Origin of the sequence: Anaerobacterium chartisolvens (genome assembly GCF_003337415.1) — a bacterium.
GTDB lineage: Bacteria > Bacillota > Clostridia > Acetivibrionales > DSM-27016 > Anaerobacterium > Anaerobacterium chartisolvens.
In genome coordinates, this window is the sequence record NZ_QPJT01000011.1 from 138340 (window position 1) to 161157 (window position 22818).

General features: G+C 43.5%; 22 protein-coding genes and 4 tRNA genes. 20 read left to right on the forward strand and 6 right to left on the reverse strand.

All coding sequences use genetic code 11. From position 1 onward, the window contains the following. Positions 1–95: 95 nt before the first annotated feature. Together DFR58_RS11100 and DFR58_RS11105 are read left to right on the forward strand one after the other, a co-directional pair. Positions 96–782 carry a transposase gene (locus tag DFR58_RS11100; RefSeq protein WP_114297921.1) on the forward strand — a complete coding sequence of 229 codons (687 nt, stop codon included), beginning with the start codon at positions 96–98 and terminating at the stop codon, positions 780–782. Then, a complete protein-coding gene (locus DFR58_RS11105; RefSeq protein WP_147273171.1) occupies positions 779–1015 on the forward strand; it encodes a hypothetical protein in 237 nt (78 codons plus the stop codon). Before DFR58_RS11100 ends, DFR58_RS11105 begins: the two co-directional genes overlap by 4 nt. Before the next feature lie 286 nt (positions 1016–1301). Here DFR58_RS11105 and DFR58_RS11110 read toward each other — a convergent pair. Then, a tRNA-Leu gene (locus tag DFR58_RS11110) sits at positions 1302–1388 on the reverse strand. A 271-nt stretch (positions 1389–1659) separates the two neighbouring features. Here DFR58_RS11110 and murD point away from each other — a divergent pair. From murD to DFR58_RS11135, 5 genes are all read left to right on the forward strand, one after another. Beyond that, positions 1660–3054, forward strand: a complete 1395-nt coding sequence (gene murD / locus DFR58_RS11115; protein ID WP_114297923.1) for a UDP-N-acetylmuramoyl-L-alanine--D-glutamate ligase — start codon at positions 1660–1662, stop codon at positions 3052–3054. Between the two features lie 21 nt (positions 3055–3075). After that, on the forward strand, positions 3076–3516 hold the full coding sequence (locus DFR58_RS11120; RefSeq protein WP_341457399.1) for a LytTR family DNA-binding domain-containing protein: 441 nt from the start codon (positions 3076–3078) through the stop codon (positions 3514–3516). 11 nt (positions 3517–3527) lie between these two features. Continuing rightward, positions 3528–3962, forward strand: a complete 435-nt coding sequence (locus tag DFR58_RS11125; protein ID WP_114297925.1) for a DUF3021 family protein — start codon at positions 3528–3530, stop codon at positions 3960–3962. Between the two features lie 149 nt (positions 3963–4111). Continuing rightward, a complete protein-coding gene (locus DFR58_RS11130) occupies positions 4112–5026 on the forward strand; it encodes an ABC transporter ATP-binding protein (protein ID WP_114297926.1) in 915 nt (304 codons plus the stop codon). After that, on the forward strand, positions 5023–5880 hold the full coding sequence (locus tag DFR58_RS11135) for an ABC transporter permease (protein ID WP_242987560.1): 858 nt from the start codon (positions 5023–5025) through the stop codon (positions 5878–5880). Before DFR58_RS11130 ends, DFR58_RS11135 begins: the two co-directional genes overlap by 4 nt. Before the next feature lie 61 nt (positions 5881–5941). Here the strand turns inward: DFR58_RS11135 and DFR58_RS11140 are convergent. From DFR58_RS11140 to DFR58_RS11150, 3 genes are all read right to left on the reverse strand, one after another. Then, positions 5942–6026: transfer RNA gene (locus DFR58_RS11140), tRNA-Tyr, on the reverse strand. A 17-nt stretch (positions 6027–6043) separates the two neighbouring features. Then, positions 6044–6119, reverse strand: a tRNA-Phe gene (locus DFR58_RS11145). A 3-nt stretch (positions 6120–6122) separates the two neighbouring features. Continuing rightward, positions 6123–6199 (reverse strand) — tRNA-Ile (locus DFR58_RS11150). A 227-nt stretch (positions 6200–6426) separates the two neighbouring features. Here DFR58_RS11150 and DFR58_RS11155 point away from each other — a divergent pair. Genes DFR58_RS11155 through DFR58_RS11165 form a run of 3 tightly spaced genes read left to right on the forward strand, consistent with a single transcriptional unit; the run spans position 6427 to position 9513 of the window. Beyond that, positions 6427–7467 carry a M42 family metallopeptidase gene (locus DFR58_RS11155; RefSeq protein WP_114297927.1) on the forward strand — a complete coding sequence of 347 codons (1041 nt, stop codon included), beginning with the start codon at positions 6427–6429 and terminating at the stop codon, positions 7465–7467. Then, entirely contained in the window at positions 7464–8549 is a 1086-nt protein-coding gene (locus tag DFR58_RS11160; protein WP_242987563.1) for a M42 family metallopeptidase, read from the forward strand. Before DFR58_RS11155 ends, DFR58_RS11160 begins: the two co-directional genes overlap by 4 nt. Then, positions 8530–9513, forward strand: coding sequence for a M42 family metallopeptidase (locus DFR58_RS11165; protein WP_114297928.1), 984 nt, complete (start codon positions 8530–8532; stop codon positions 9511–9513). The genes DFR58_RS11160 and DFR58_RS11165 overlap by 20 nt, the downstream gene beginning before the upstream one ends. A gap of 26 nt (positions 9514–9539) precedes the next feature. On the opposite strand, the gene DFR58_RS11170 is transcribed toward DFR58_RS11165, so the two are convergent. Continuing rightward, complete coding sequence (locus DFR58_RS11170; RefSeq protein ID WP_114297929.1) at positions 9540–10346, reverse strand: MBL fold metallo-hydrolase; 807 nt, start codon at positions 10344–10346, stop codon at positions 9540–9542. 428 nt (positions 10347–10774) lie between these two features. Here DFR58_RS11170 and DFR58_RS11175 point away from each other — a divergent pair, with 428 nt between their 5' ends. After that, positions 10775–12118, forward strand: a complete 1344-nt coding sequence (locus tag DFR58_RS11175; RefSeq protein WP_114297930.1) for a TubC N-terminal docking domain-related protein — start codon at positions 10775–10777, stop codon at positions 12116–12118. 18 nt (positions 12119–12136) lie between these two features. Here DFR58_RS11175 and DFR58_RS11180 read toward each other — a convergent pair whose 3' ends face one another. Further along, positions 12137–13177 (reverse strand): Na+-transporting methylmalonyl-CoA/oxaloacetate decarboxylase subunit beta, encoded by a 1041-nt coding sequence (locus DFR58_RS11180; protein WP_114297931.1) that lies wholly within the window; start codon positions 13175–13177, stop codon positions 12137–12139. Positions 13178–13425: 248 nt separating this feature from the next. Here DFR58_RS11180 and DFR58_RS11185 point away from each other — a divergent pair, with 248 nt between their 5' ends. From DFR58_RS11185 to DFR58_RS11225, 9 genes are all read left to right on the forward strand, one after another. After that, the gene (locus DFR58_RS11185; RefSeq protein WP_114297932.1) at positions 13426–13812 is read left to right on the forward strand and encodes a DUF134 domain-containing protein; all 387 of its coding nucleotides are present in this window, start codon (positions 13426–13428) and stop codon (positions 13810–13812) included. 27 nt (positions 13813–13839) lie between these two features. After that, on the forward strand, positions 13840–14196 hold the full coding sequence (locus DFR58_RS11190) for a NifB/NifX family molybdenum-iron cluster-binding protein (protein ID WP_114297933.1): 357 nt from the start codon (positions 13840–13842) through the stop codon (positions 14194–14196). Between the two features lie 148 nt (positions 14197–14344). Next, on the forward strand, positions 14345–14926 hold the full coding sequence (locus tag DFR58_RS11195; RefSeq protein ID WP_242987565.1) for a TetR/AcrR family transcriptional regulator: 582 nt from the start codon (positions 14345–14347) through the stop codon (positions 14924–14926). Between the two features lie 126 nt (positions 14927–15052). Beyond that, positions 15053–16870 carry an ABC transporter ATP-binding protein gene (locus tag DFR58_RS11200; RefSeq protein WP_114297934.1) on the forward strand — a complete coding sequence of 606 codons (1818 nt, stop codon included), beginning with the start codon at positions 15053–15055 and terminating at the stop codon, positions 16868–16870. After that, the gene (locus tag DFR58_RS11205) at positions 16871–18622 is read left to right on the forward strand and encodes an ABC transporter ATP-binding protein (protein ID WP_114297935.1); all 1752 of its coding nucleotides are present in this window, start codon (positions 16871–16873) and stop codon (positions 18620–18622) included. It abuts the gene before it with no gap. A 150-nt stretch (positions 18623–18772) separates the two neighbouring features. Further along, complete coding sequence (locus DFR58_RS11210; protein WP_170138129.1) at positions 18773–19054, forward strand: RNA polymerase sigma factor; 282 nt, start codon at positions 18773–18775, stop codon at positions 19052–19054. Between the two features lie 109 nt (positions 19055–19163). Beyond that, positions 19164–19859, forward strand: a complete 696-nt coding sequence (locus DFR58_RS11215; protein WP_114297937.1) for a response regulator transcription factor — start codon at positions 19164–19166, stop codon at positions 19857–19859. 1 nt (position 19860) lies between these two features. Continuing rightward, positions 19861–21243 carry a sensor histidine kinase gene (locus DFR58_RS11220; RefSeq protein ID WP_114297938.1) on the forward strand — a complete coding sequence of 461 codons (1383 nt, stop codon included), beginning with the start codon at positions 19861–19863 and terminating at the stop codon, positions 21241–21243. A 16-nt stretch (positions 21244–21259) separates the two neighbouring features. Next, positions 21260–22813 carry a hypothetical protein gene (locus DFR58_RS11225; protein WP_114297939.1) on the forward strand — a complete coding sequence of 518 codons (1554 nt, stop codon included), beginning with the start codon at positions 21260–21262 and terminating at the stop codon, positions 22811–22813. Positions 22814–22818 lie beyond the last annotated feature (5 nt).

A 22818-nucleotide genomic window follows, 5' to 3' on the forward strand; every position in this document is an offset into this window, starting at 1 on the left:
CGCTTCTCAACAATCAAACGTTTGTTCGAAAAAACCATTTACAAAACACATGTTCTCTGATATAATTATGGTAAAACTGAACGGAGTTGTTGAATATGCCCAGAAAAGCCCGTGAGAAAGCACCCGAATCAATTTACCATATAATGTTCAGAAGTGTGTTTGAATTCTTATTGTTCAGGGATAATGATGATAAGGACTATTACCTTGGTTTATTAAAAAGGTACACAGATAAATACAAATGCAGTATTTACGCCTATTGTCTTATGGATACACATCTTCACATGCACCTTGATCCCAAGGGCTTTGACTTGTCCAAATTTATGCATAGCCTCAACACTGCCTATGTCCGATACTACAATAAAAAGTATTGCAGGCATGGGCATGTCTTTCAAGAACGGTTTGAAAGCAGAATTTTGACTACGGATGAATACAATTTTGCGGTATCTGCATATATCCATAATAATCCAAGTGACATAGAAGGCTATACCGGCAGAGAAGAGGCCTATGAATACTCATCCTACGGAATCTATCTTGGCATTAGGAGTGATAGCCACAACCTTGTAGATAAAAGCTTTGTAATGTCGTTATTCAATGAATACGATGAAAAAGCCTTTGCACAACGATACCGTGAATTTGTAAGCCACCAAAGAGATATCGGATCTCTTTCCCAGATTAGAAAGAAGCTGTCTGGTTCAGTTGAAAATGAATATATAAGCGGAAGGAAAGTAATATTAAGAGAGCTTACACCTGCAAAGGTACTTTCATATATATCAGAAAAATGATGATATGGGAAAAAGGTGGAATAGGTATAAAAGCAAGAAGCAGGCAGCTTGGGTATAGAGCATTTTCAGCTTATGTATTAAGAGTGCTGTGCGGACTTGGATATAAAGAAATATGCGGCAATATTTACAACATGACAATTTCAGGGTGTGCCAGATTATGTAACAGGGGCTATGAGCTTGTTAAGAATGAAGAAAGGTACCTAAGCTTATTTGAAGGACTGATTAGTGCATAATGTTTATCTTCAAGAGATGAGAAATAGTTAAAGGGTTTGATAAGAAATAAGTTTAAACTATATAACAAAGAATGTAAAATAATTTCTGCAAGATATTCGCAAAAATAATTTTCCCCATAAATAAATGAATTTATAAGATATAAAAAAGGTCAGGAAACTCATGTGCGAGGGTTTTTTGACCTTTTTTGCTTAATTGATGCAACGTGGCAGAGTGGCTGATAATTGAGAAGCGTCCCCATAAAACAAAGTCATGTATGAGTTTAAATCCTCAAACATGACTTTAATTTGGTGCGAGAAACAGGACTTGAACCTGCACAGTCTTGCAACCACTAGAACCTGAATCTAGCGCGTCTGCCAATTCCGCCATTCTCGCAAAATAACCGTTTGCGCTTTTTTGAAGCGCATTACGCTTTTTTAAGGCGCAATAGATATTGTACTAGATATCTTACGGAATTTCAAGTGCTAATTTTAATTTTTTTCAGATTTTATTCAGGAAATATTTATATATCCCGTTTATGGTGATAAAATTGTTTGTGCGCCATATTTTATGCTGTTAAAAAATATAGTATCATATCATAATAAAGGCATATTTTAATATGTGAGGCTCCATGGGCCGTTTATTATAAAATTTGGGAGGCATTTTTTTGTATAATAAAATAGAGGAGTTTAAAAAGCACATCAAAAATAAAAAGGTCGCCGTATTAGGAATAGGAGTAAGCAACAGGCCGCTTATAAAATTTCTGCATAAAGCGGGGGCGGATATTACGGCGTTTGACAGGAGAGACAGGGAAGGCTTGGCAGACGGGCTTCGGGAGCTCGGGGAATGTGATATAAAATACAGCCTTGGGGAGGGATATCTTAGAGGTCTGAACGGTTTTGATGTGATATTCAGGACTCCGGGAATGAGATTTGACATACCTGAGCTGGTTAATGCAAAAAATGAGGGGTCTGAGGTAACCTCCGAGATGGAGGTGTTTTTTGAGCTTTGCCCCGCTGAAATATTTGCCGTTACCGGGAGCGACGGCAAAACAACCACCACAACATTAATATATAACATGCTTAAGGAGGAGGGTTACAGGTGCTGGCTGGGAGGGAATATAGGCATTCCGCTTCTGGGAAGGGTTGAGGAAATAGCGGCGGATGACAAGGTTGTTCTGGAGCTTAGCAGCTTTCAGCTTCATACAATGGACAGAAGCCCTCATATTGCCGTTATAACAAACCTTTCACCCAATCACCTTGACGTGCATAAATCCATGGAGGAGTATGTTGATGCAAAAAAGAATATTTTCAGGTTCCAGAACAAAACGGATGTGCTTGTTTTAAACCATGACAACGAGATAACAAAATGCTTTAAAGGGGAGGCTAATGGGGAGGTCAAATATTTCAGCAGGGTAAATGCTGTTGAGAAGGGCTGCTTTGTAAAAGACGGAAGCATTGTTTATAAAAGCGGACAGGCTGAGGAGAGGATAGCCGAGGTAGGCGATATAGCAATACCGGGCGTACATAATATAGAGAACTATCTTGCCGCTATTTCCGCTGTTATAAGCTATGTCAGCCCCGAAACGGTAAGGAAGGTGGCAAGAAGCTTTAAGGGAGTAGAGCACAGGATTGAGCTTGTGCGGGAGGTCGGAGGCGTAAAATTCTATAACGACTCCATAGCAAGCAGCCCGTCCAGAACCATAGCGGGACTTAATTCATTTGATAAAAAGGTTATACTTATTTGCGGAGGGAAGGATAAGGGCATCCCCTATGACGACATAGGCCAGCCTATTGCAGACAGGGTAAAGGTGCTGGTGCTTATAGGCGCTACCTCGGGGAAAATACAGCGGGCGCTAAAGGCTGCGTCCGAGAGGTCGGGAAGGGGGTCGGATATACCTGTGTTTATGTGCGGTACGTATGAGCAGGCGGTAAAAACAGCATATGATAATGCTCAAGAGGGGGATATAGTTTTGCTTTCTCCTGCAAGCACCAGCTTTGACATGTTTAAAAATTTCGAGGAGAGAGGGAAAACATTTAAAAAGATTGTCAACAGTCTATAACTTAAATCGTCAGGCAGGTGAATGAACTTGAAAATTGTTATTGAGGAATTAGAGGATGGAGAAGAAGACCAAATCATTATTAAATGCCGGGAGATGTCTGACGAGTTGCTTCATATGTTAGCTATGCTAAAATCCCAAGGTGCTGTTACAGCTTACGATGGAAATGAAATCCACCGTGTCCAGCCGAAAGAGATATATTACATCGAAGTTGTGGATAACAAAACCTTTCTATACTGTGAGGATAAGGTGTTGGATTCGAAGCAGAAGCTATATGAATTGGAAAGCTGCCTTTCAAATAGTGATTTTCTGAGAGTGTCTAAATCAGTTCTACTGAATTTAAGCAAAATCAAGTCACTGAGTCCGGCGCTAAGCGGGCGCTTTGAAGCAACTCTTGTTAATAATGAAAAAATCATTATTTCCCGGCAGTATGTGTGCGATTTAAAGAAAATGCTTGGTATATAGGAGGTGTTAGCATGAATGCTGAAGAACTGTTAAAAACAATGTTTCGTTCCTTTTTCATAATAACAGCCGGAATTGTAATTTCTATGTATGTATTTTGCCTGATTTTTTATCCAGATGCCAGCTTCACCTTGTATGACATCGGCGGAATACTTCTGCTGGCTGTTATCAGCGATCTGCCATATCTCCTTTTCTATTCCGGCAAGGAACTCAGCAAAAAACAAATGTATCTTCGCAAATCAGTGCACCTGCCGGTTTTATTAGCCGTAGTGCTGTATTTTGCCCACCTTTGGGATTGGGTCAACCTTAACAGCACAAAGGAGGTTTTAGTACTCCTTTTGCTGATTTTGATTGTGTATGCCATAGTTTTTGCAATAACTATATATTATGATAAAAAACTGGCAGACAAGCTAACCCACCGTCTGAGAGAGCGTTACCGCTCGCAATAGAATACGAATGGATTAAGATGGAAAGCTATTTACAGCTTACCATCTTTTTTTTGCAGCTTACCTTACCATATTCGCAGCATGCTTTCACACCTATTGCCAGTGCCGAAAAGCTCTGTTATTGTGATTATTAAAAAAAGGAGTAGCTATAAATGGATAAAATCATTGAGGTGTCAAATCTACGAAAAAGCTATGGAAATCTCGCCGCCGTGAAAGATATTAGCTTTTACGTTGAGAGGGGAAAGCTGTTTTCTTTTCTCGGGCCTAATGGAGCAGGTAAATCTACCACAATCGACATACTCTGCACATTACTGAATTACAACGGAGGAGAGATTACCATAGATGGACTTGATCTTAGCTGCGACAGTCAGTCTATAAGACATATAATAGGCGTGGTTTTTCAAGACAGTGTGCTGGACCCTCTGCTTACCGTCCGGGAAAATTTAGTGGCCAGAGCTGGATTCTACTTGTCAGAGAAGGCCATAATTAAAAAGGCCGTTTACCAAGCAGCCCAAGCAACCGAGCTGAGTGAATTTATTGATCGTCCTTATGGCAAGCTTTCGGGTGGACAGCGGCGCCGGGTGGATATTGCCCGGGCGCTGATCAACACGCCTAAAATACTGTTCCTTGATGAACCTACGACCGGCTTGGATCCGCAGACACGCAAAAGCATCTGGAGCGCAATCAAGCAGCTCCGGGATAAAACCGGTATGACAATTTTTCTTACAACGCACTACATGGAGGAAGCGGCCGAATCGGATTATGTTATTGTGCTTGACCATGGGGAAATTGCGGCAAAAGGTACGCCCGCCGAATTAAAAACGCGGTATGCAAGCGACAGTTTAAGGCTAGCCGTTTCGGATGAAAACGCCTTGCGTCAAATTTTGCTGGATTCAAAGCTTGACTTTACCATTTCGGCAGGCGAATTTATCATCAAGCTTCCTGATACCATGAAAGCCTTGCCTATATTAGAGAAATGCAAGTCATGCATCAGCAGTTTTCAGGTGTTGCAGGGCACTATGGACGATGCTTTTATCGGCATTACAGGGAAGGAGTTAAGACAATGAGTGTGTTGATCAACCGCAATTTAAAACTGTTTTTTCGAGATAAAAGCGCAGTGTTATTTTCTCTTCTGGCGATTTTCATTATTATCGCGTTATACGCCGTGTTTTTAGGCGATGTCTGGCTGAATGACTCAATGAAGGGCCTTAAGAATGCGGATGTTTTAATGAATACCTGGCTTGTCGCGGGACTTCTTTCGGTCGCCTCGGTGACAACAACCATGGGTGCGTTTGGCGTTATGATCGACGATAAGGTCAGAAAGATCGACAAGGATTTCTATTCTGCACCAATTAAAAGAAGCCAAATCACAGTTGGATATATTGGAAGTGCATTTTTAATTGGGGTGATAATGTCCGTTATCACGGTTTTTGCATCAGAAATTTATATTGTGCTCAGAGGCGGGGAGTGGATTGCACCCCTTGCGCTCATAAAAGTGCTACTGCTGGTCATTTTCACAACCATGACAAATACTTCTATCGTTTGTTTTATCGTTTCGTTTTTCAGTAGCCAAAGCGCATTTAGCACTGCCAGTACGATTATCGGTACTTTAATTGGTTTTTTGACGGGCATCTATCTCCCCATAGGCGCGCTGCCCGAATGGGTACAAACTGTCATAAAAGTGTTTCCTGTATCCCATGCAGCTTCTCTGTTTCGTCAGGTTCTAATGGAGGACGCTATGCAGAGCGCATTTGCAGAAATCCCTACAAGTTATTTGAATGAATTTAAAGAGTATATGGGGGTTACATTTCACTTTGGCGGCTATACCAGTTCACCATGGCTCAGTATCTTGATCTTAGTATTTACAGCGGCTGTATTCTATGGATTATCAATTTTAAATATGTCTAAGAGACGATGGTAAGTGCGACAAATTTAAAAAGCCCCTCATTCGCAAAAATTTTTTTTGGGAATGAGGGGCTTTTTGGTGGGAGGAGATGGATTCGAACCATCGAAGTCAGAGACAACAGATTTACAGTCTGCCCCCTTTGGCCACTCGGGAACCCTCCCATAATGTCACATTTTGATGGTGCCCAGAGCCGGAATCGAACCAGCGACACGAGGATTTTCAGTCCTCTGCTCTACCGACTGAGCTATCTGGGCATTTGGTGGGCCTTCAGGGACTCGAACCCCGGACCAACCGGTTATGAGCCGGTTGCTCTAACCAACTGAGCTAAAGGCCCGTCAAAAGTGACAATGATTAGTATAAATCAAAACTTTGTGTTCGTCAAGAGCAAATATAATAAAAATTTTATTTTAGGGAATTCACAAAATTATAGTATAATGGTTTCGGGGCCAAAGGTGAGTTAATTACTTGCTGTAGAGTTTTTCTGCATTTTTAATTATAGGACACTGATTTTTGGCATAACCTAATAGTGATTCTATACATATATTAAGACGAGGTGCATTTATGAATTATACGGACGTTTTGAAGGAGCTGAGTATGCAAGCGGCTGTAACCGGGAACGAGAAAGGGCTTGCGGATTATATAAAGGGTCTGTTCCAAAAATATTGCAGCGATGTGTATATAGACAAGTTTTTTAATGTTATAGGCATTAAGAGAGGCAATACCGGCAAAAGTAAAATAATGGTTACCGCGCATATGGATGAAATAGGTCTTATGGTCAGAAGCATAGACGATGAAGGCTTTCTCAGGATAACCAATATCGGAGGCGTTGACGGTAAAATTTTGCTTGCACAGGAGGTGGTGGTGCATGGAAGGCGGGAACTGAGCGGAGTAATAGGCGCGAAGCCGCCCCACCTTATAAGCCCTGAGGACGGCAAAAAGGCGGTAATGCTTGAGGATTTGTATATAGATGTGGGAATGAAGGCTACAGATGTCAGAAAATATGTGTCGGTAGGAGATACGGTGACTTTCAGGGCGATGCCATTTGAGCTTAAGAGGAACAGACTGAGCGCGAAGGCAATAGACAACAGGGTGGGAGTGGCTGCTCTGGAGGGGATAATGGAAAGGCTGTGCAAGTATAACCATGATGCCGACGTGTATTTCGTCGCCACAGTACAGGAGGAGACAGGGGCTGCCGGAGCTGTGTCGGCCGCTTATAACATTAATCCCGATGCAGCGGTTGTAATAGATGCCTGCCATGGAGATATGCCCGATGCGCCGAAGGACGATGTTTACAGTCTGGGCAAGGGCCCGGCCATAGCAGTCGGTCCCAATTTACATAAGGGCCTTACCGACAGGCTTATAAAAATAAGCAAGCAGGAAAATATTTCGTATCAGATTGATATAGAGGCAGGGGACAGCGGCACTGAGGCTTGGGTTATACAGGTAACCCGCTGTGGCATTCCAACAGTTCTGATATCAGTGCCTGTAAGGTATATGCATACTCCGGTGGAGACTGTTCAGATAGAGGATGTGGAATATTCCGCAAAGCTTGCGGCAGTGTTTATAAGGGATTTTTCGGATGGTTCGGGGGAAGGGATATGACTATGGAGCAGCAGTATTTAAAGGAATTAACTGAGTTAAACGGCGTTTCGGGCGATGAGGATGAGGTAAGACGCTTTATAAGCAGCAAGGCAGGACATCTTGCAGATGAGTCCAGAGTAGATTCTATGGGCAATCTTATTCTATATAAAAAGGGAAGGTCCGGCAAGTACAGGATTATGCTTTCGGCGCATATGGACGAGGTGGGATTTATAATAACGGGGTATGGGGATTGCGGGACTCTAAAGTTTAAACCGGTAGGGGGAATTGATGAAAGAATACTCCCCGGTAAAAGGGTTTTTGTAGGAGATAAAAAAATCCCCGGCGTTATAGGCAGCAAGCCCATACATATGCAGGATAAGGAGGAGCGGAAAGCTAATCCCAGACTTAAAAGCATGTACATAGACATAGGGGCCGACAACAGGGAGGAAGCGGAGAGATTTGTGACGCGGGGGGAATATGCCGCCTTTTGCAGTGATTATGCAGAGCTTGGAGACGACTGTGTGAAGGCAAAGGCACTGGATGACAGAGTAGGCTGTGCCATATTGATGGATGCTCTAAAGGGTGATTATGAGTTTGATCTCTATGTATGCTTTACCGTTCAGGAGGAGGTTGGGCTCAGGGGCTCGGAGATTGCGGCATATTCTGTGGAGCCGGATATTGCCCTGGTAATAGAGGGCACTACCTGCTCGGATGTGCCGGGAGTTGAAAAGCATGATTATTCTACTGTAATGGGCGGAGGCGCGGCGCTTACAATTATGGACAGGACAGCTTATGCCGCCCCCAACCTTGTGGATTATATATATAAGCTTGCCAAAGGAGCGGGAATTGACGTGCAGTATAAGCAGACAACCACCGGAGGGAATGATGCCGGCAAAATACAGAGAAGCCGCGGTGGAGTCAGTGTGGCATCAATCTCTGTTCCTTGCAGGTATATTCACTCCCCTGTTTCAGTTATGAGCAAAAAGGATTTTCAAAGCTGCCTTAGCATTACAAGGCTAGTTTTGCGGAGCTTGAGCGATGATGTAAAGCTGATAGGAAAATTAAAGGACGGAGGATATATTGATGTTCAATCTGGTAAATAAGCTGACAAAGGCATTCGGCGTTTCAGGAAGCGAAGGCGGGATAAGGGACGCTATAATAGAAGAGATTAAGGATAGTGTAGATGAAATAACAACCGATGTGCTCGGAAACCTTATCGCCTTAAAAAAGGGAAAAGGAAATGGAAAGAAAATAATGCTTGCCGCGCATATGGACGAGATAGGGGTAATGGCAACCTACATAGATGATAAGGGCTTTGTGCGGTTTTCCAATATAGGGGGAGTGTCGCCGTCCTGTTCTGTGGGGCAGAGAGTGGTTTTCCAAAACGGGGTAAGGGGCTCGGTGTTTTACGAGGAGAAGCTGCAGGACTTAAGAAGCTTAAAGCTTTCAAAAATGTATATTGATATAGGAGCGGGTACAAGAGAGGATGCTCAAAAAATGATAGCGATAGGAAGTGTGGCATGTTTTGAGGGGGCTGCGGTCATGCAGAACGGGATGATAACCTCCAAGGCTCTTGACGACAGGAGCGGGTGTGCCGTTCTGGTGAGCACCATTAGGGCACTGCCGGAGACAGATAATGAACTGTATTTTGTCTTTACCGTTCAGGAGGAACTGGGGCTGCGAGGCGCAAGAACTGCGGCATACCAGATTCAGCCCGACCTTGCTGTTGCCGTTGATGTTACGCTGACAGGGGATACGCCGGGGTGCAATCCTATGGAGGTGAAATGCGGCTCAGGTCCTGCTATTAAGATAAAGGACAGCTCAATAATATGTCACCCACAGGTGCGCAGCCTGTTGGAGGACACGGCAAAGAAGCTTAACATACCCTATCAGCTTGAAATTTTAGACAGGGGAGGGAATGACTCGGGAGCAATACACATAACGGCGGGGGGGATACCCGCGGGAACGCTGTCCATCCCGTGCAGGTATGTACACAGCCCCTGTGAAACAGTCAGCTTAAGCGATATGGAGCAGGCGGTAAGGATTCTAACCTGCGCCGTCACATAAAAACGGGACGCTTGTGGCTTTGACATTCAAATATCTATTGTCATGCCGACGCCCACCTCATGTACATGCATGTAGCGGGCTATTTCCGCTTTAACGTTAAAGGATACGCAATGGCAGGGATACAGATCCCTGACGTCGGTATCCTTTAGGTATTTAATTGTGGTGTTCAGCCTGCTGTTTACGTCAAATAAATGAAAGCCGCCTATTACTCCCATAACATTATGGCCTGGGAATATTTTTTTGGCATACTCAATTATGTTGCAAATACCGCTGTGCGAGCAGCCCGTTATAATGAAGAGCCCGTTTGCGCCATTATAAACCAACGCCGAGTCATCCAGTACATAATCTTCAATAAAAACATCCCCCGCCTTTTGGCGGCCAATTGCCTCCCGTGCTTCAAAAGCGTGAACAGATGGAATTTCACCAAGAAAAACAATATTTTCACTGACGGATACAGGCGTCGTTGACAGCAGCAAATTTTTTATTGAAGCGATTTCCTCCTTGCACAAATCACATCCAATGCTCTCTTTATCAAAAATCTTTTGCCGTAATGCGTCGGGATGGACAATGAGCTCAACCCGAGACATGCCGTATTGCTTTATAAAGTATTTTAGACCGCCTGTATGATCGTTGTGGCCGTGAGAAAGCACTATTTTGGAAAGAGCATTTAAATCTATATGAAGCGCGCGGGCATTCCGAATAAACACATCCGAATATCCCGTATCAAACAATATTTTTTCATTGCCGTCTTCAATATAATAGCTGACAGCCGGCTCGCCGTAATAATATTGATCTATGTAAGTGTTGTTGTCTACTAAAACCGTTAGCCTCATCATTCTCCTCCTAACCATAGAATGTTCTTTTTATATATTTAGCAATAAAGATTTTACATGGAGGATATAATTTGATGGAAGAAATTTTTTTGACCCGTAAGGAATACATCTAAGAAAAGCTCCTGATGACATACCCGTGAGACATTTCCCTGCAAGGCGTCTTTTCGTTGCTATTAAAAATTTCTGTAAGCAATTATATCCTCTATGTTTGTAAAATCTTTATTGCATCCTATATAGTAAAATTGCGCTGTAATTATTTAATCTTATATAACGTTCCTTAAAAAATCAAGAAAGAAAAAAACAGAAGCGTCCCCAATGCAGATCCTGAATTCGACAATAATTATGAACATATAATGATATAATTCAATTTGGAAAGCATGTCTATATGATTTTCTTATTTGTATATTTATATTATGGGGGGATAATATATGCCGGATTCAAATGTCGATTATACAAATTGCACTGCTGAGGATTTTATTTTGGGGCTTGACGCCAAAAATATAAAGCTTTGGCCTGAAGGGAATTTACTGCGCTATGAGGCGCCGCCAGGCGCTATGAATGAAGAATTGCTTAAGACCCTTAAAGCCAGAAAGGATGAAATCATTAAATGCTTCAGACCGCAACAGCAGCCGTTTTCAGAAAACAGCCTGTCAGCATATCCCGTTTCTAAAAAGCTGAATGTTGTTATGCAGAGGGACATTACAACATTCCTTCACAGGAGTATGCCTATATGCGCCTTTATTGCATATCCCGGCTTGATTCCATGGTATTACAGCAAGTTTATACAGATATATTCCCGCATAGGATGGAGAGGGGTAATAGAGCTGGATTATCTTGAGCCCTATGATTTCTACAATGAAGTGGCAGAGAATGTAAAGCTGGGATATAATCTGCTGAGCCATATTCCTGATATAGTCGGGTTTATAATTGAAAATATCAACATGGGGCATTACATCATCGCAAATGTTGACGAGTATTACCTGCCTTGTAAGGCATACTATAATAAAGTCCATTTTGTCCACGCGTCGTTTATATATGGATATGATAACGAGCAAGGAAAGCTAAAGGCCATAGGCTTTAATCAAGATCACATGTTTGCGAAAATAGATTTTGAGTATAATAAATTCAGGCAGGCCTTTGAAAATGGCAAGCTCCACTATAAGGAATCTGCCTCATGGTGCGCGTGGTCCTGTATACAGCTTATAAAGCCCAAGGATGCTGATGCCGATTTCCCTTTCAGGCTTGACAAATTTGCAGGAGATCTTAAAGAATATATATTTTCCATTCCCGACAGCAACAAGTTCTATTTATCAGGCCATTATGGGTATGAGACAGAGTGCGGAGCGAGGCTTCATGATGTTGTCATTTCAGGTATTGAAAGGCTTGCGCAGAGCATGGAGGGGATAGATTACAATGCAATACACCTGCTTTCCGAACATAAAAAATGCATCTATGACAGGCTGGTCTATGTGATGTCGCGGTATACGCTGTCTGACGGCTTTAAGCAGCTTCTTGATGAATACTTTGAGCTTGTTGAAAGGATTAACAGGGTAAGACTGAGCTTCCTGCTTGATTTGTCAAAAAATTCCGCCGCCAGCCGGCCGCCTGATAAAGCTATGCTGAATAACGCGGCCGGGGAAATAAAATTTATAAGGGACAGAGAGCATGTTGTTTTAAGCCGGATGTATGAAGAAATACACCGGGTGGCAGAGGCGGAGGCTCATGTTTTTACATATTCACAGCGTCTGAACTCGAAGAACACCGCGTGCTGAAGCAAGCAGGTATAATTATTATGTGCTTCTAAAGGGTGCCTGCCTCTGCAGCACTATCTCCTCGCTTTCGCCTGTTTTTGAATCCAGTCCCTGCAGCACAAACCGGGCTGCTTGGCTTTTTTCAGATGTTATGACAGAAAAGCAGGTGTTAAGCGGCAGACCGTGAGGCCCCAGTGGAATTTGGCCCTTGCCAGCTACAAATATGGAGGTGGGGCCGTCGGCACCCCCTATAATGCCTATGGAACAAGCCTCGGGAGACGGGTTTTCCTCCAGCGCATGCGTATATGAAATACTGCTGTCGAATTTCAGGCGGTCATTTTGAACCAGCGGAGGCTGTATTTCATAGCTTGCCTCCATACAATGAAAGCTTTGCCTTATGGGAGCATCCTTTGGAAGCTCAAAGGGCTTGCCAAGCCGCAAATACAATGTATGAGTTATTCCTGTCGCGGGGTGGACAAACGAAATGCTTTTTTCACCTTCCTCCTCCGACAGCGTAAAGCTGAGTTCGATGGGATAAAACCGGCGCTGCTCGTGTGTAATGAGCTTTAGGTTGTGTACCTTGCCAAGACGCAACATGCGCAGAAGCTTGTGAAGAATAGAAGGAGCTTTTGGATATGGGATTTTGAAGCGGCTGCAGCTAAAGCAGGCAGCGCCATTAAGAGCAGAGCGGTATGCTTCCCGTATCTCCCCAAGCTCACTGCCATCCCCTGCGAAGGGAATGTATGCGCAAGAACTGGAGGAGTAGCCTTCCTCAGCTCTATACCCGTCTATCCATATTTCCTTGATGTTTATATCCCGGAAGGGGTGCTCCTGGGCTGCGCACCGCTTTTCGACAGGAGACAGCCTCTCCTCCATATCCGAATACTTTTTATAATATGCCCTTAGCCTGTCCTCGTCCAAAATAGTAAGCAAATCAAAAACGATGCCGTTTGCAAATTTATATATGCAGGGGATATGGCGCGTAAGCCCTAAATGCTCAAATTGCCAGTCTGTACTCTCGGCCGTCCCGCCAATCCCATTTTTTTTATCCCATAAGGATGAGTCATAATGGACCTTCATTTTTAAATACCCCCTGTTTTTCAAATGTGTTAAAGACGAAATTATGTAACAAGGCTTATTATACTGTAAAAAACAAAAGAATAAAACCTTGAAGCGATAAAGAAAATATTAATTCTGTAAAAAAGATTATTGACATATGCCCATAATATATTATAATAATAATTGAAAATGACATATGTCAATAACTTTAAATAAATGTTTATTGGCAGGCTCTTAAGACGTTTGTAGTTTGAGATGGGGTGATTTTGTTGCCGAGGCCGAGAAAATGTAGAAGGGTCTGCTGCCTGCCGCAAAGCAGCCGGTTCGGGCCGGTTAATGCCAAAGCTGATACTGAGAAGCCGGTGGTTATGGCGGTGGACGAGTATGAAACCATACGGCTGATAGATCTGCAGGGCTTCACACAGGAGGAATGCTCAGAGCAGATGAACATTGCAAGAACAACGGTACAGCGCATTTATAATGATGCAAGGAAAAAGCTTGCCGATTGTCTTGTAAATGGAAAGGTTCTGGTCATTGAAGGAGGGGACTTCAAGCTGTGTGACGGACTTCTGGAAAGCTGCGGCTGCGGAGGCTGCAGAAGGCACCGGCACAGTGGCTTTTCTATGGGCCGGGAAAGTGAGAAAGAAAATAAATAAAAAAAGAAGGATATGGAGGGAAAAAGAATGAAAATAGCAGTAGCAAGCGAGGGCAAGAATGTAACCCAGCATTTTGGGCATTGCAAAAATTTTAACATATTTGAGGCTGAAGGAACCGGAATAATTAAAGAGGAGTCCGTTTCAAATCCGGGGCACAGGCCGGGCTTTCTGCCTAATTTTCTGGGGGATATGGGTGTGAACGTTATTATATCCGGCGGAATGGGAGGAGGAGCCATTGAAATCTTTAATGAAAGAGGAATAGAGGTTATAACAGGTGCTTCAGGCACTGCCCTGAGTGCCGCCGAGAGCTATCTTAAGGGAGCGCTGAAATCGACCGGCTCGGTCTGCCATGAGCACCAGCACCACGATGAATGCGGAGGGTAAAGTTATTGCATCCTGCCACTTGACAAATAATCATGATTGAAATAAAATATAACAGTGTTATATAATGCTGTTATATTTTTTTTTATACTTAATAAAACAGGCTGGTGATGCGGTGGGTGGCAGTGATTTAAACACGTTGGAAAAAATCATGGAAGAAGGAAAAAGGGAGTTTCTGGAAAAAGGCTTTAACGATGCCTCGCTGCGCAACATTGTAAAGCGGGCGGGAGTGACTACGGGCGCGTTTTACGGCTATTACAGGGATAAGGAGGCTTTTTTTGAAGCCATGGTATCGCCTGCCGTAAATGGGCTGATGAAGCTGCTTTTATCTGCGCATAAAAGCTTTGACGAGCTGCCGCAGGATGTCAAAAAGAGCTGTGTATACACCTACTCCATTAGTTATCATAACGAGCTGGTTTCATATATATACGATCATTTTACTGAATTCAAGCTGCTTATTACCTGCTCGGGGGGCACGGCCTTTTCGGATTTTATAAACAGCCTTGTTGAGGCGGAGGAGGAGGCCACCTTGAGATTTGTCGAATCGACGGGTAATGACGCATTAAGCTCAGGCAGGGCGACACCGGAGCTCATTCATATTATTTCAAGCGCGTATTTTTCAGCGGTATTCGAGGTGGTGGCGCATGATATGACGAGGGAAGCCGCCGACAGCTATATAGAAAGCCTGAGGCAGTTTTTTACGGCAGGCTGGAAGACTATTTTGACACCCTGATATATTGAGGTTCCAAAGGGACCTCAAAAAAATTATGCTAAAGTTAGAATTGACTAACTAAAACGAACAAAATAATTCTTACTTAATTTTTAAAAACATTTTTATTAAAGAAAAGGGGAGTTAGTTATGAAAGAAAAAAAAGCAAAGGCGGTACGGCCCAAGACAGGTATGGCAAGGCTGATGGAGCTTGCGGCATCAAAAAAGCCATTGATAATTTCTTCGGTGGCGGCGTCTGCTCTGGCCTCCGTTGCCTCCTTTATTCCGCACATTGCAATATATTATGTTGTGCGGGAGATACTTGTGGCTTATCCTGATTTTTCGGGTATGGACGTACACAAAATCATCCGCTTCGGATGGCTTGCGTTCGGAGGTATTCTGCTGAACATTCTGCTGTACTTCATAGCACTGATGTTTTCACATCTGGCGGCATTTGGAACGCTGTACGATCTTAAGGTCAAATTTGCATCCCATATTGCAAAAGTACCGCTGGGATTTCATATCCTTATAGGAAGCGGCAAGCTGCGCAAGATTATGGATGAGAACATTGAGAAGATAGAGGGCTTCATTGCTCATCAGCTTCCCGATCTTGCGGCATCCCTTGTAGCGCCGGTTGTAATGTTTATTATTCTTCTGTCTGTAGACTGGCGTTTTGGACTTTCTGCTGTCGTGGGCATTGTAATTGCCTTTGCCGTCCAGATTACGGCCTACGGCAATGAAGGCGCAAAAACGATGATGAAGAAATACCAGTCCTCCATGGAGGACATGAACAACGCGGCGGTAGAGTATATCCGGGGCATTACCGTTGTTAAGGCCTTTAAGCAGACGGTATACTCCTTCACGAGGATGCATGACGCAATTAAGGATTATACAAAAATGGTGATTCCGTATACTCTGAGCTGGGAAAATTACATGTCGGCATTTACAACCATTGTCAATAACATTTATCTGTTTCTTATTCCCACCGGCATATTGATAGGAATCAATACAAATGATTATGTTTCCTTTGCGGGTAAGTTTATTTTCTATTTAATCTTTGTTCCGTCCATAGCATCCATCATGATGAAAATAATGTACGTCACAAGCAGCGGAATGCATATTATGGGAGGGGTTGAGCGCATGGACGAGATTTTGCATACTCCTCACCTGCCGCAGCCTCAAAACCCCAAAACGGCCCAGAGGCATGATATTGCTTTTGATAATGTGTCCTTCTCATATTCCGGTCAGGAAAATGAGGCACTATCGGGGGTTTCCTTTATTGCGGGAGAAAATGAAATCACCGCTATAGTAGGCCCGTCGGGAGGCGGCAAGAGCACCATAGCTCATCTGATCCCGCGCTTTTTTGACGTATCGGACGGAAGCATCCGCATAGGGGGCATAGATATACGAGATATGACCTCCGAGCACCTTATGGAAAAGGTAAGCTTTGTTTTCCAGGATGTGTTTCTTTTTAAGCAGAGCATTATGGAAAACATCCGTATCGGAAATCAAAATGCAACGGAGGAGGAGATTGTTGCGGCGGCTAAGGCCGCCCAGTGCCACGAATTTATCCAGAGGCTTCCAAATAAATACAACACCGTTATCGGAACAAGGGGAGTCCACCTGTCGGGTGGCGAGAAGCAACGTATTGCTATTGCGAGGGCCATTGTAAAAAATGCGCCTGTGATAGTTCTGGATGAAGCGACAGCTTTTTCAGACCCCGAGAATGAGTACCTCATCCAACGCGCCTTTGAAAAGCTCATGCACGGCAAGACGGTTATTATGATCGCGCACCGCCTGTCTACCATACGGAGTGCCAATAACATTATTGTAATGGATAAGGGGCGTGTGGCGGAGCAGGGAAACCATGACGAGCTGCTTGCACTGAAGGGAAAGTATTTTGGAATGTGGGAAATGTATACAAAAACGCTTGACTGGAAGATGGAGAGGAAGGGGGCTTTGAGGTAAATGTTTAAATTAAAGGAAGCTCTTATGCTTACCGATAAGGGATATTCAGATTTAAAAAAGGCGATTGCCGCGTGTACACTCACAAATCTTTCAATGATGCTGCCGTTTGGAGTAACAATACAAATTTTTGCAGAGCTTTTAAGACCCATGATGGGACAGGAGATTTCATGGACGAGAATGTGGATGCTTTTAGGCTGCGGCATTATAGCGGCGGCGGTAGTGTTTGCCGCAAGCAAAAACGATTATAAAAAGACTTATGTCACCTCATATATGGAGGCCGAAAGCACGAGAATCAGCGTGGCGGAACGTATACGAAAGCTTCCCATGAGCTTTTTCAACTCAAAGGATTTATCGGAGCTTACCACAAATATAATGGCCGACTGCTCTACCACCGAGCATGTATTGAGCCATATTGTTCCCCAGATGTTTGCAAACGGGATATCCGTTACGGTGATTTGCGCAATGCTTGCCATATTTGAGTGGAGGCTGTCGCTTGCCATATTTTGCACCGTTCCCATAGCTTTCTTTATAGTACTGGGAAGCAGGAAAATTCAGAGGAAGTTAAGTAAAAGGCATGTGGAGGCCAAGCTTGAAGCGTCGGGCCAGGTGCAGGAGTACCTTGAGGGAATTAAAGTCATAAAGGCGTGCGGGCTTGACGGAAGCAAGTTCTCAGCTCTGGATAACGCCTTTCGCATGATGAAGAAAATGGCTATTAAAATGGAATTTGTCACAGGGATTTTTGTGACGGGAGCGCAAATGTTTCTTCAGGCGGGTGTGGGGCTGACTGTTTTTGTTGGGACATACCTGCTGACGGGAGGCAAAATTGAGCTTATTCCGCTGCTTATGTTTTTTGTCATTGTCGTAAGAATTTACGGGCCAATCTTAGTTGAGCTGACGCTGCTGCCTGAGCTGCTTTACCACCGCACCTCCACAGAGAGAATGCGCACGCTTATGAATGCGCCTACTATGGAGGGCAGCTCGGAGAAGCCTGTTTCAGACTGGAGCATAGAGCTCGATAACATATCCTTCAGCTATAATGCAAATAATGAACCCTCGGATGCAGTCATTAAAAACCTGTCAGTTTCCATTCCTTCCGACGCTATTACGGCGCTGGTGGGGCCTTCTGGCTGCGGAAAGAGTACTATTTCGCGGCTTATAGCGAGGTTTTGGGATGTAAGCGCGGGTGCCGTTAAAATCGGAGGGGTTGATGTAAAAACGCTGGAGCCGGAGCATCTTATGAGCTATATGTCGTTTGTGTTTCAGGATGTAGTGCTTTTTAATGACACCATTTACAACAACATACGCATAGGTAACATGGATGCAACAGAGGAGCAGGTAATGGAGGCCGCCAGAGCAGCCTGCTGTGATGAGTTTGCAGGTGCTCTGCCGGAAGGCTACCAGACAATGCTGGGAGAAAACGGAAGCACGCTTTCCGGGGGAGAGAGACAGAGGATTTCTATTGCCCGCGCGCTTTTAAAAAATGCACCCATTGTTTTGCTGGATGAAGCCACCGCGTCACTTGACCCTGAAAATGAAGTTCTGATTCAGCAGGCTATTTCCAAGCTGATAGCGGGAAAGACGGTTATTGTCATTGCACACAGGCTGAGAACCGTTGTAGGAGCGGACAAAATTATAGTTCTAAATGACGGTCAGCTTGTTGAGGAGGGCACTCATGAGGAACTGATTCAAAACAAGGGACTTTATCAGAGACTCTACAGCATCCAGAAGGATAGCCTTGGATGGAGTGTATAACCCATAAAACAGGCTGCATGTCCCTGCCGTACCGTTAAAGCCTATTAAAATTTAACTATTTGTTAAATTGTTGAAGCTAAAACACCTATATTATATAGATATAAAGATTTGCTTTAATAAGGCATGTTTTATTTTAGGGGAGCATTGACTATGGCAATTACAGGCAGGGATGGCTTTTTTATGGCTAAAAAAGGCAATATACCCGCTTTTGAAAAACTCATGAGCGCTTATGAAGGAAGGATTTTCAATATAGCCCTTGCAGCCGCAGGCAGCCGTGAAAGAGCAAGCGAACTGGCTCAGGAGGTTTTTGTAAGAGTTTATAAATCCATGGCAAGGCTTGAATCGGAGGGGCAGCTTCCTGCGCTGGTCTATAGAACAGCTAAAATAGTTTGCGTTGATGAATGCGATATTATTGATGCATACAGCAAATAGCCAATTTCGTTTAATTATAGTACAATAATGCTATAGGCGAAATGGCTATTTGCTATTTATAGGCTTTATGTATCTGAATTTTATACGCTGCAGTTGTATGGAGGGTAGTATGAGTGAAATGGAGACAAAGGTTCTTGTGGTTGAGGATGAGGAATCAATAAGAAAGTTTATTACTATAAATCTTGAAAGATCGGGCTTTAAGGTTTTCCAAGCAGTATCCGGCGAGAAGGCTCTTGAAATGGCAGACTGCTTTAAGCCTGATATAATGGTGCTTGACATAATGCTTCCGGGAATTGACGGCTTTGAGGTGTGCAGAAGAGTTAGGGAGGAAATGCCCGATATAGTAATTATAATGCTGACAGCCAGAGGACTTGATATGGATAAAATATCAGGACTTGAGCTGGGGGCGGACGACTATATGGTAAAGCCGTTTAATCCTCTGGAGCTTGTCGCCAGGATAAAGACAATTATGAGGCGTATATCTGTAAATAAACAGCCTCAGGAGACTATTTGCTTTGAGAATCTGTTGCTTGATCTGAAATCCCAGAAATTCTTTAAAAATTCTCTGGAGGTTGAGCTTACCCCCACCGAATTTTCCATACTGAAAATATTCATGAAAAATACAGGTAAGGCACTTAGCAGGAATGAGCTGCTAAACTCGGTATGGGGAAAAAATTACTTTGGAGACTTAAAAACAGTAGATGTTTACATAAGACGTATAAGGGAGAAAATTGAGGACAATCCGTCCGAGCCGTATTTTATTGAAACGGTATGGGGATATGGATACAGATGGCAAGAGGGATAATATGGATAGTATTAAAAAGCGTCTGGTACTATATTTTATATTTATAGTAGTATTCACTGTAATTATTCTTGAGGTGCTGATTGCAAATATAGTAAGGCAAAATTATTACAAAAACCTTGAAGACATCCTTTCCAACCAGATCAGGGTATCCTGCGACCTGTATTTGAGGTACTTCTCAGACTCGACTCTATATGATAATGTTATGAATAATGTGGATACCTTTTGGAGACAGGTGCCTGCTCAGGTGCAGATAATTGATACGCAGGGCAAGCTAATCATGGATTCCATAGGCGTTATTCCGCCGGAGGGCATGGATATGCCCGATGTTGTGCAGGCCCTTAAGGGAGAAAAGGGCAAATGGATGGGAAGCGTAAATTATGACAGCTCGCAGGTTATGGCGGTAGCATACCCTTTGAGATCTCAGGAGCGTATTGTAGGGGCATTAAGGTTTATAAGCTCTCTGGGCAAGGTTAATGAGGATATAAAAAGGGTAGAGAGTGTGTTTCTTCTTATAGGAGGTATTGTAATAATACTTTCCAGCCTTCTTAGCGTAATACTTTCAAACAGCATTGTAAATCCTCTTAAGGAGGTTACCGAGGCGGCTGAAAAAATGGCTTCGGGAAACTTTAAGGTACAGAGCCGAAAGAGATACGATGATGAGGTGGGAAAGCTGTCGGACACCCTTAATTATATGGCTGAAGAAATAACGAAAAAGGATCAGCTTAAAAATGATTTTATATCCTCCGTGTCTCATGAGCTGAGAACACCGCTCACGTCTATAAAGGGATGGGCTGTTACTCTGAAGGAAGGGAATGCCTATGAGGAGGAAATGCTGCGTGATGGCCTGGAAATAATTGAAAAGGAGGCCGACAGGCTTACCACCATGGTTGAGGAGCTATTGGATTTCTCCAGATTTGTAAGCGGAAAGATTGCTATAAAAAAGGAATATGTAGATGTAGGGCAGGTTATGGAGCATATAAGAAAACAGCTTAAGCCAAGGTCAGAGCGGGACAATATCAGCCTTCAGGTGGAATACCCGGATGACCTGCCATTTATGATGAGTGATGAGAACAGGCTTAAGCAGGTTTTTATAAACATACTTGACAACTCGTTTAAGTTTACACCCTCAGGCGGAAGCATATTGTTTAAAGCCGGTTATACTGGTAAATACATTGAATTTTTTATAAAGGATTCGGGCTGCGGAATACCGGGTGAGGAGCTGCCTAAGGTGAAGGACAAGTTTTATAAAGGAAGAAACAGCAAGTCAAGAAACGGAATAGGGCTTTCGGTATGTGATGAGATAATAAAGCTGATGAACGGCAGCTTCGAGATAAAAAGTGAAGTGGATAAGGGTACTGAAACGCTTATAAAGCTGCCGGTTTAGAAAAGGAGGATTGCAGATGGGTAAATATGCTTTTAAAACAGTTTGCTTGATATGCTGTGCCCTTTTTATGCTTCTGAATATATCGGGGTGTGCCGAGACACCTATTGATGCTGCGGAAAAGATTGTCCCGCCTCAGAACAACCTTGTTCCTTTAGAGGGCAGATGGGTAATTATGAATCATATAACCGAAGAGCCTGCCGATATGCATAAGCAGTCAGAGGAGCAGTGGGAGGGGCGGATAATGGAGTTTACAAAGGATACTCTGGCACTGGATGGCTTGAGGTGGGACGGTGTAAGCTATAAAATAAAGGTGGTAAACACAGAGGAATATTTTTTGTATAAGTATAAGGGGCCCATTGAGGGCATGGGAATTACAAGCAAGGATATTCATGTGATAACCGCTTCCTCCACAGACAAATTCCTGTACGAATTTATAAAAATAGACGACAATAAATTTATTTTAAACATGGATAATGAATTCTTCCGTCTTGAGAAAATTATGGATAAGGTAGAGGTGCTGTCGCAGAAAAGGGTTCCGGATACGGATGAAAGAAATTTGCACGTTTTAATAGCGCAAAGGCAGACATCTGCTTCCGGGCTGCTTTTAGGCATACGCTCTGCCGAGCCCGGCAGCAATTCGGCGGATGCTGCGTTTCCTCCTAAGTATAGCTACAGCACTCTGTGGATCTCTTGGGCTTATGAAAAGCCGGGACCTATACTTAGGGCGGACGGAATTTTTCTTGCGAGGAAAAGTGGCTTTTGGAGAGTACAGGTAAAAGAAAATAAAAGTGATGACGGAAATAGGGTTGAGGATTTCATTGAGGCGTACAGCATATCAAAAAAGGATGAGGAGGCCGCTTATGAAGACTCTGGGGACCCCTTCTTCTGGAAATATAAAGAGGGCACGTTGAGAAAGTCTATATTATATATCGGAAATGATTATATATCTGTAAAAAAGATAGGGGCGGGAAAGTACAAGGATAGCGGGAAAAACTGGGAACAGAATAAGCTTGTTGTACTGCCTGTCGATAATGTATCAAACAGGGAGGGAATAAAAATATCGGATGTAATGGGTTCGGAGGGAAGAATAAGTGTTGAACGTGCAATCGACGCTCTGCCTGAAGACTATATGCCCAGAGGGCTGGATCTATGGACGCACGAGCAGAGCTTTGCTCTTTTCAGAAAAACCGGACACTGGTTTGTCAAGGGAAGGATAGACATAGACGAGGGGGGTTCCAGCAGGTATTTTGACTATAACATAAACCTCATTCCGCCGCGGGAGCTTGTGGCGTATGACATATTGCACCTGTCATGGACGGAGATAAAGGATAAAATCCCCGAAGCTCTGGACGCGTTCACCTCTCCTAACGAGGATATTGCCGTTATTGTAACAAAGAATTCTATAATGTTATATAAAATAGATTCGGGAAGGCTTTCGGAAGGGCCCATAAAGAAGGTGGGGCTGGAAACGGGAGCTTCTGTGGTTATGGCTGAATGGTCAACTGGCAGCTATGTGTCAAAGTGGGAGAAAATCTTTATAAGAGAAAACGACGTAAAGGAAATGAAATGAAAACA

Excerpts from the sequence above, each read along its gene's own strand:
- DFR58_RS11100 (WP_114297921.1), top strand. The coding sequence starts at position 96 with ATGCCCAGAAAAGCCCGTGAGAAAGCACCCGAATCAATTTACCATATA.
- DFR58_RS11105 (WP_147273171.1), top strand. The coding sequence starts at position 779 with ATGATGATATGGGAAAAAGGTGGAATAGGTATAAAAGCAAGAAGCAGG.
- DFR58_RS11120 (WP_341457399.1), top strand. The coding sequence starts at position 3,076 with ATGAACTTGAAAATTGTTATTGAGGAATTAGAGGATGGAGAAGAAGAC.
- DFR58_RS11125 (WP_114297925.1), top strand. The coding sequence starts at position 3,528 with ATGAATGCTGAAGAACTGTTAAAAACAATGTTTCGTTCCTTTTTCATA.
- DFR58_RS11130 (WP_114297926.1), top strand. The coding sequence starts at position 4,112 with ATGGATAAAATCATTGAGGTGTCAAATCTACGAAAAAGCTATGGAAAT.
- DFR58_RS11135 (WP_242987560.1), top strand. The coding sequence starts at position 5,023 with ATGAGTGTGTTGATCAACCGCAATTTAAAACTGTTTTTTCGAGATAAA.
- DFR58_RS11155 (WP_114297927.1), top strand. The coding sequence starts at position 6,427 with ATGAATTATACGGACGTTTTGAAGGAGCTGAGTATGCAAGCGGCTGTA.
- DFR58_RS11160 (WP_242987563.1), top strand. The coding sequence starts at position 7,464 with ATGACTATGGAGCAGCAGTATTTAAAGGAATTAACTGAGTTAAACGGC.
- DFR58_RS11165 (WP_114297928.1), top strand. The coding sequence starts at position 8,530 with ATGTTCAATCTGGTAAATAAGCTGACAAAGGCATTCGGCGTTTCAGGA.
- DFR58_RS11170 (WP_114297929.1), bottom strand. The coding sequence starts at position 10,346 with ATGAGGCTAACGGTTTTAGTAGACAACAACACTTACATAGATCAATAT.
- DFR58_RS11175 (WP_114297930.1), top strand. The coding sequence starts at position 10,775 with ATGCCGGATTCAAATGTCGATTATACAAATTGCACTGCTGAGGATTTT.
- DFR58_RS11180 (WP_114297931.1), bottom strand. The coding sequence starts at position 13,177 with ATGAAGGTCCATTATGACTCATCCTTATGGGATAAAAAAAATGGGATT.
- DFR58_RS11190 (WP_114297933.1), top strand. The coding sequence starts at position 13,840 with ATGAAAATAGCAGTAGCAAGCGAGGGCAAGAATGTAACCCAGCATTTT.
- DFR58_RS11195 (WP_242987565.1), top strand. The coding sequence starts at position 14,345 with ATGGAAGAAGGAAAAAGGGAGTTTCTGGAAAAAGGCTTTAACGATGCC.
- DFR58_RS11200 (WP_114297934.1), top strand. The coding sequence starts at position 15,053 with ATGAAAGAAAAAAAAGCAAAGGCGGTACGGCCCAAGACAGGTATGGCA.
- DFR58_RS11205 (WP_114297935.1), top strand. The coding sequence starts at position 16,871 with ATGTTTAAATTAAAGGAAGCTCTTATGCTTACCGATAAGGGATATTCA.
- DFR58_RS11210 (WP_170138129.1), top strand. The coding sequence starts at position 18,773 with ATGGCAATTACAGGCAGGGATGGCTTTTTTATGGCTAAAAAAGGCAAT.
- DFR58_RS11215 (WP_114297937.1), top strand. The coding sequence starts at position 19,164 with ATGAGTGAAATGGAGACAAAGGTTCTTGTGGTTGAGGATGAGGAATCA.
- DFR58_RS11220 (WP_114297938.1), top strand. The coding sequence starts at position 19,861 with ATGGATAGTATTAAAAAGCGTCTGGTACTATATTTTATATTTATAGTA.
- DFR58_RS11225 (WP_114297939.1), top strand. The coding sequence starts at position 21,260 with ATGGGTAAATATGCTTTTAAAACAGTTTGCTTGATATGCTGTGCCCTT.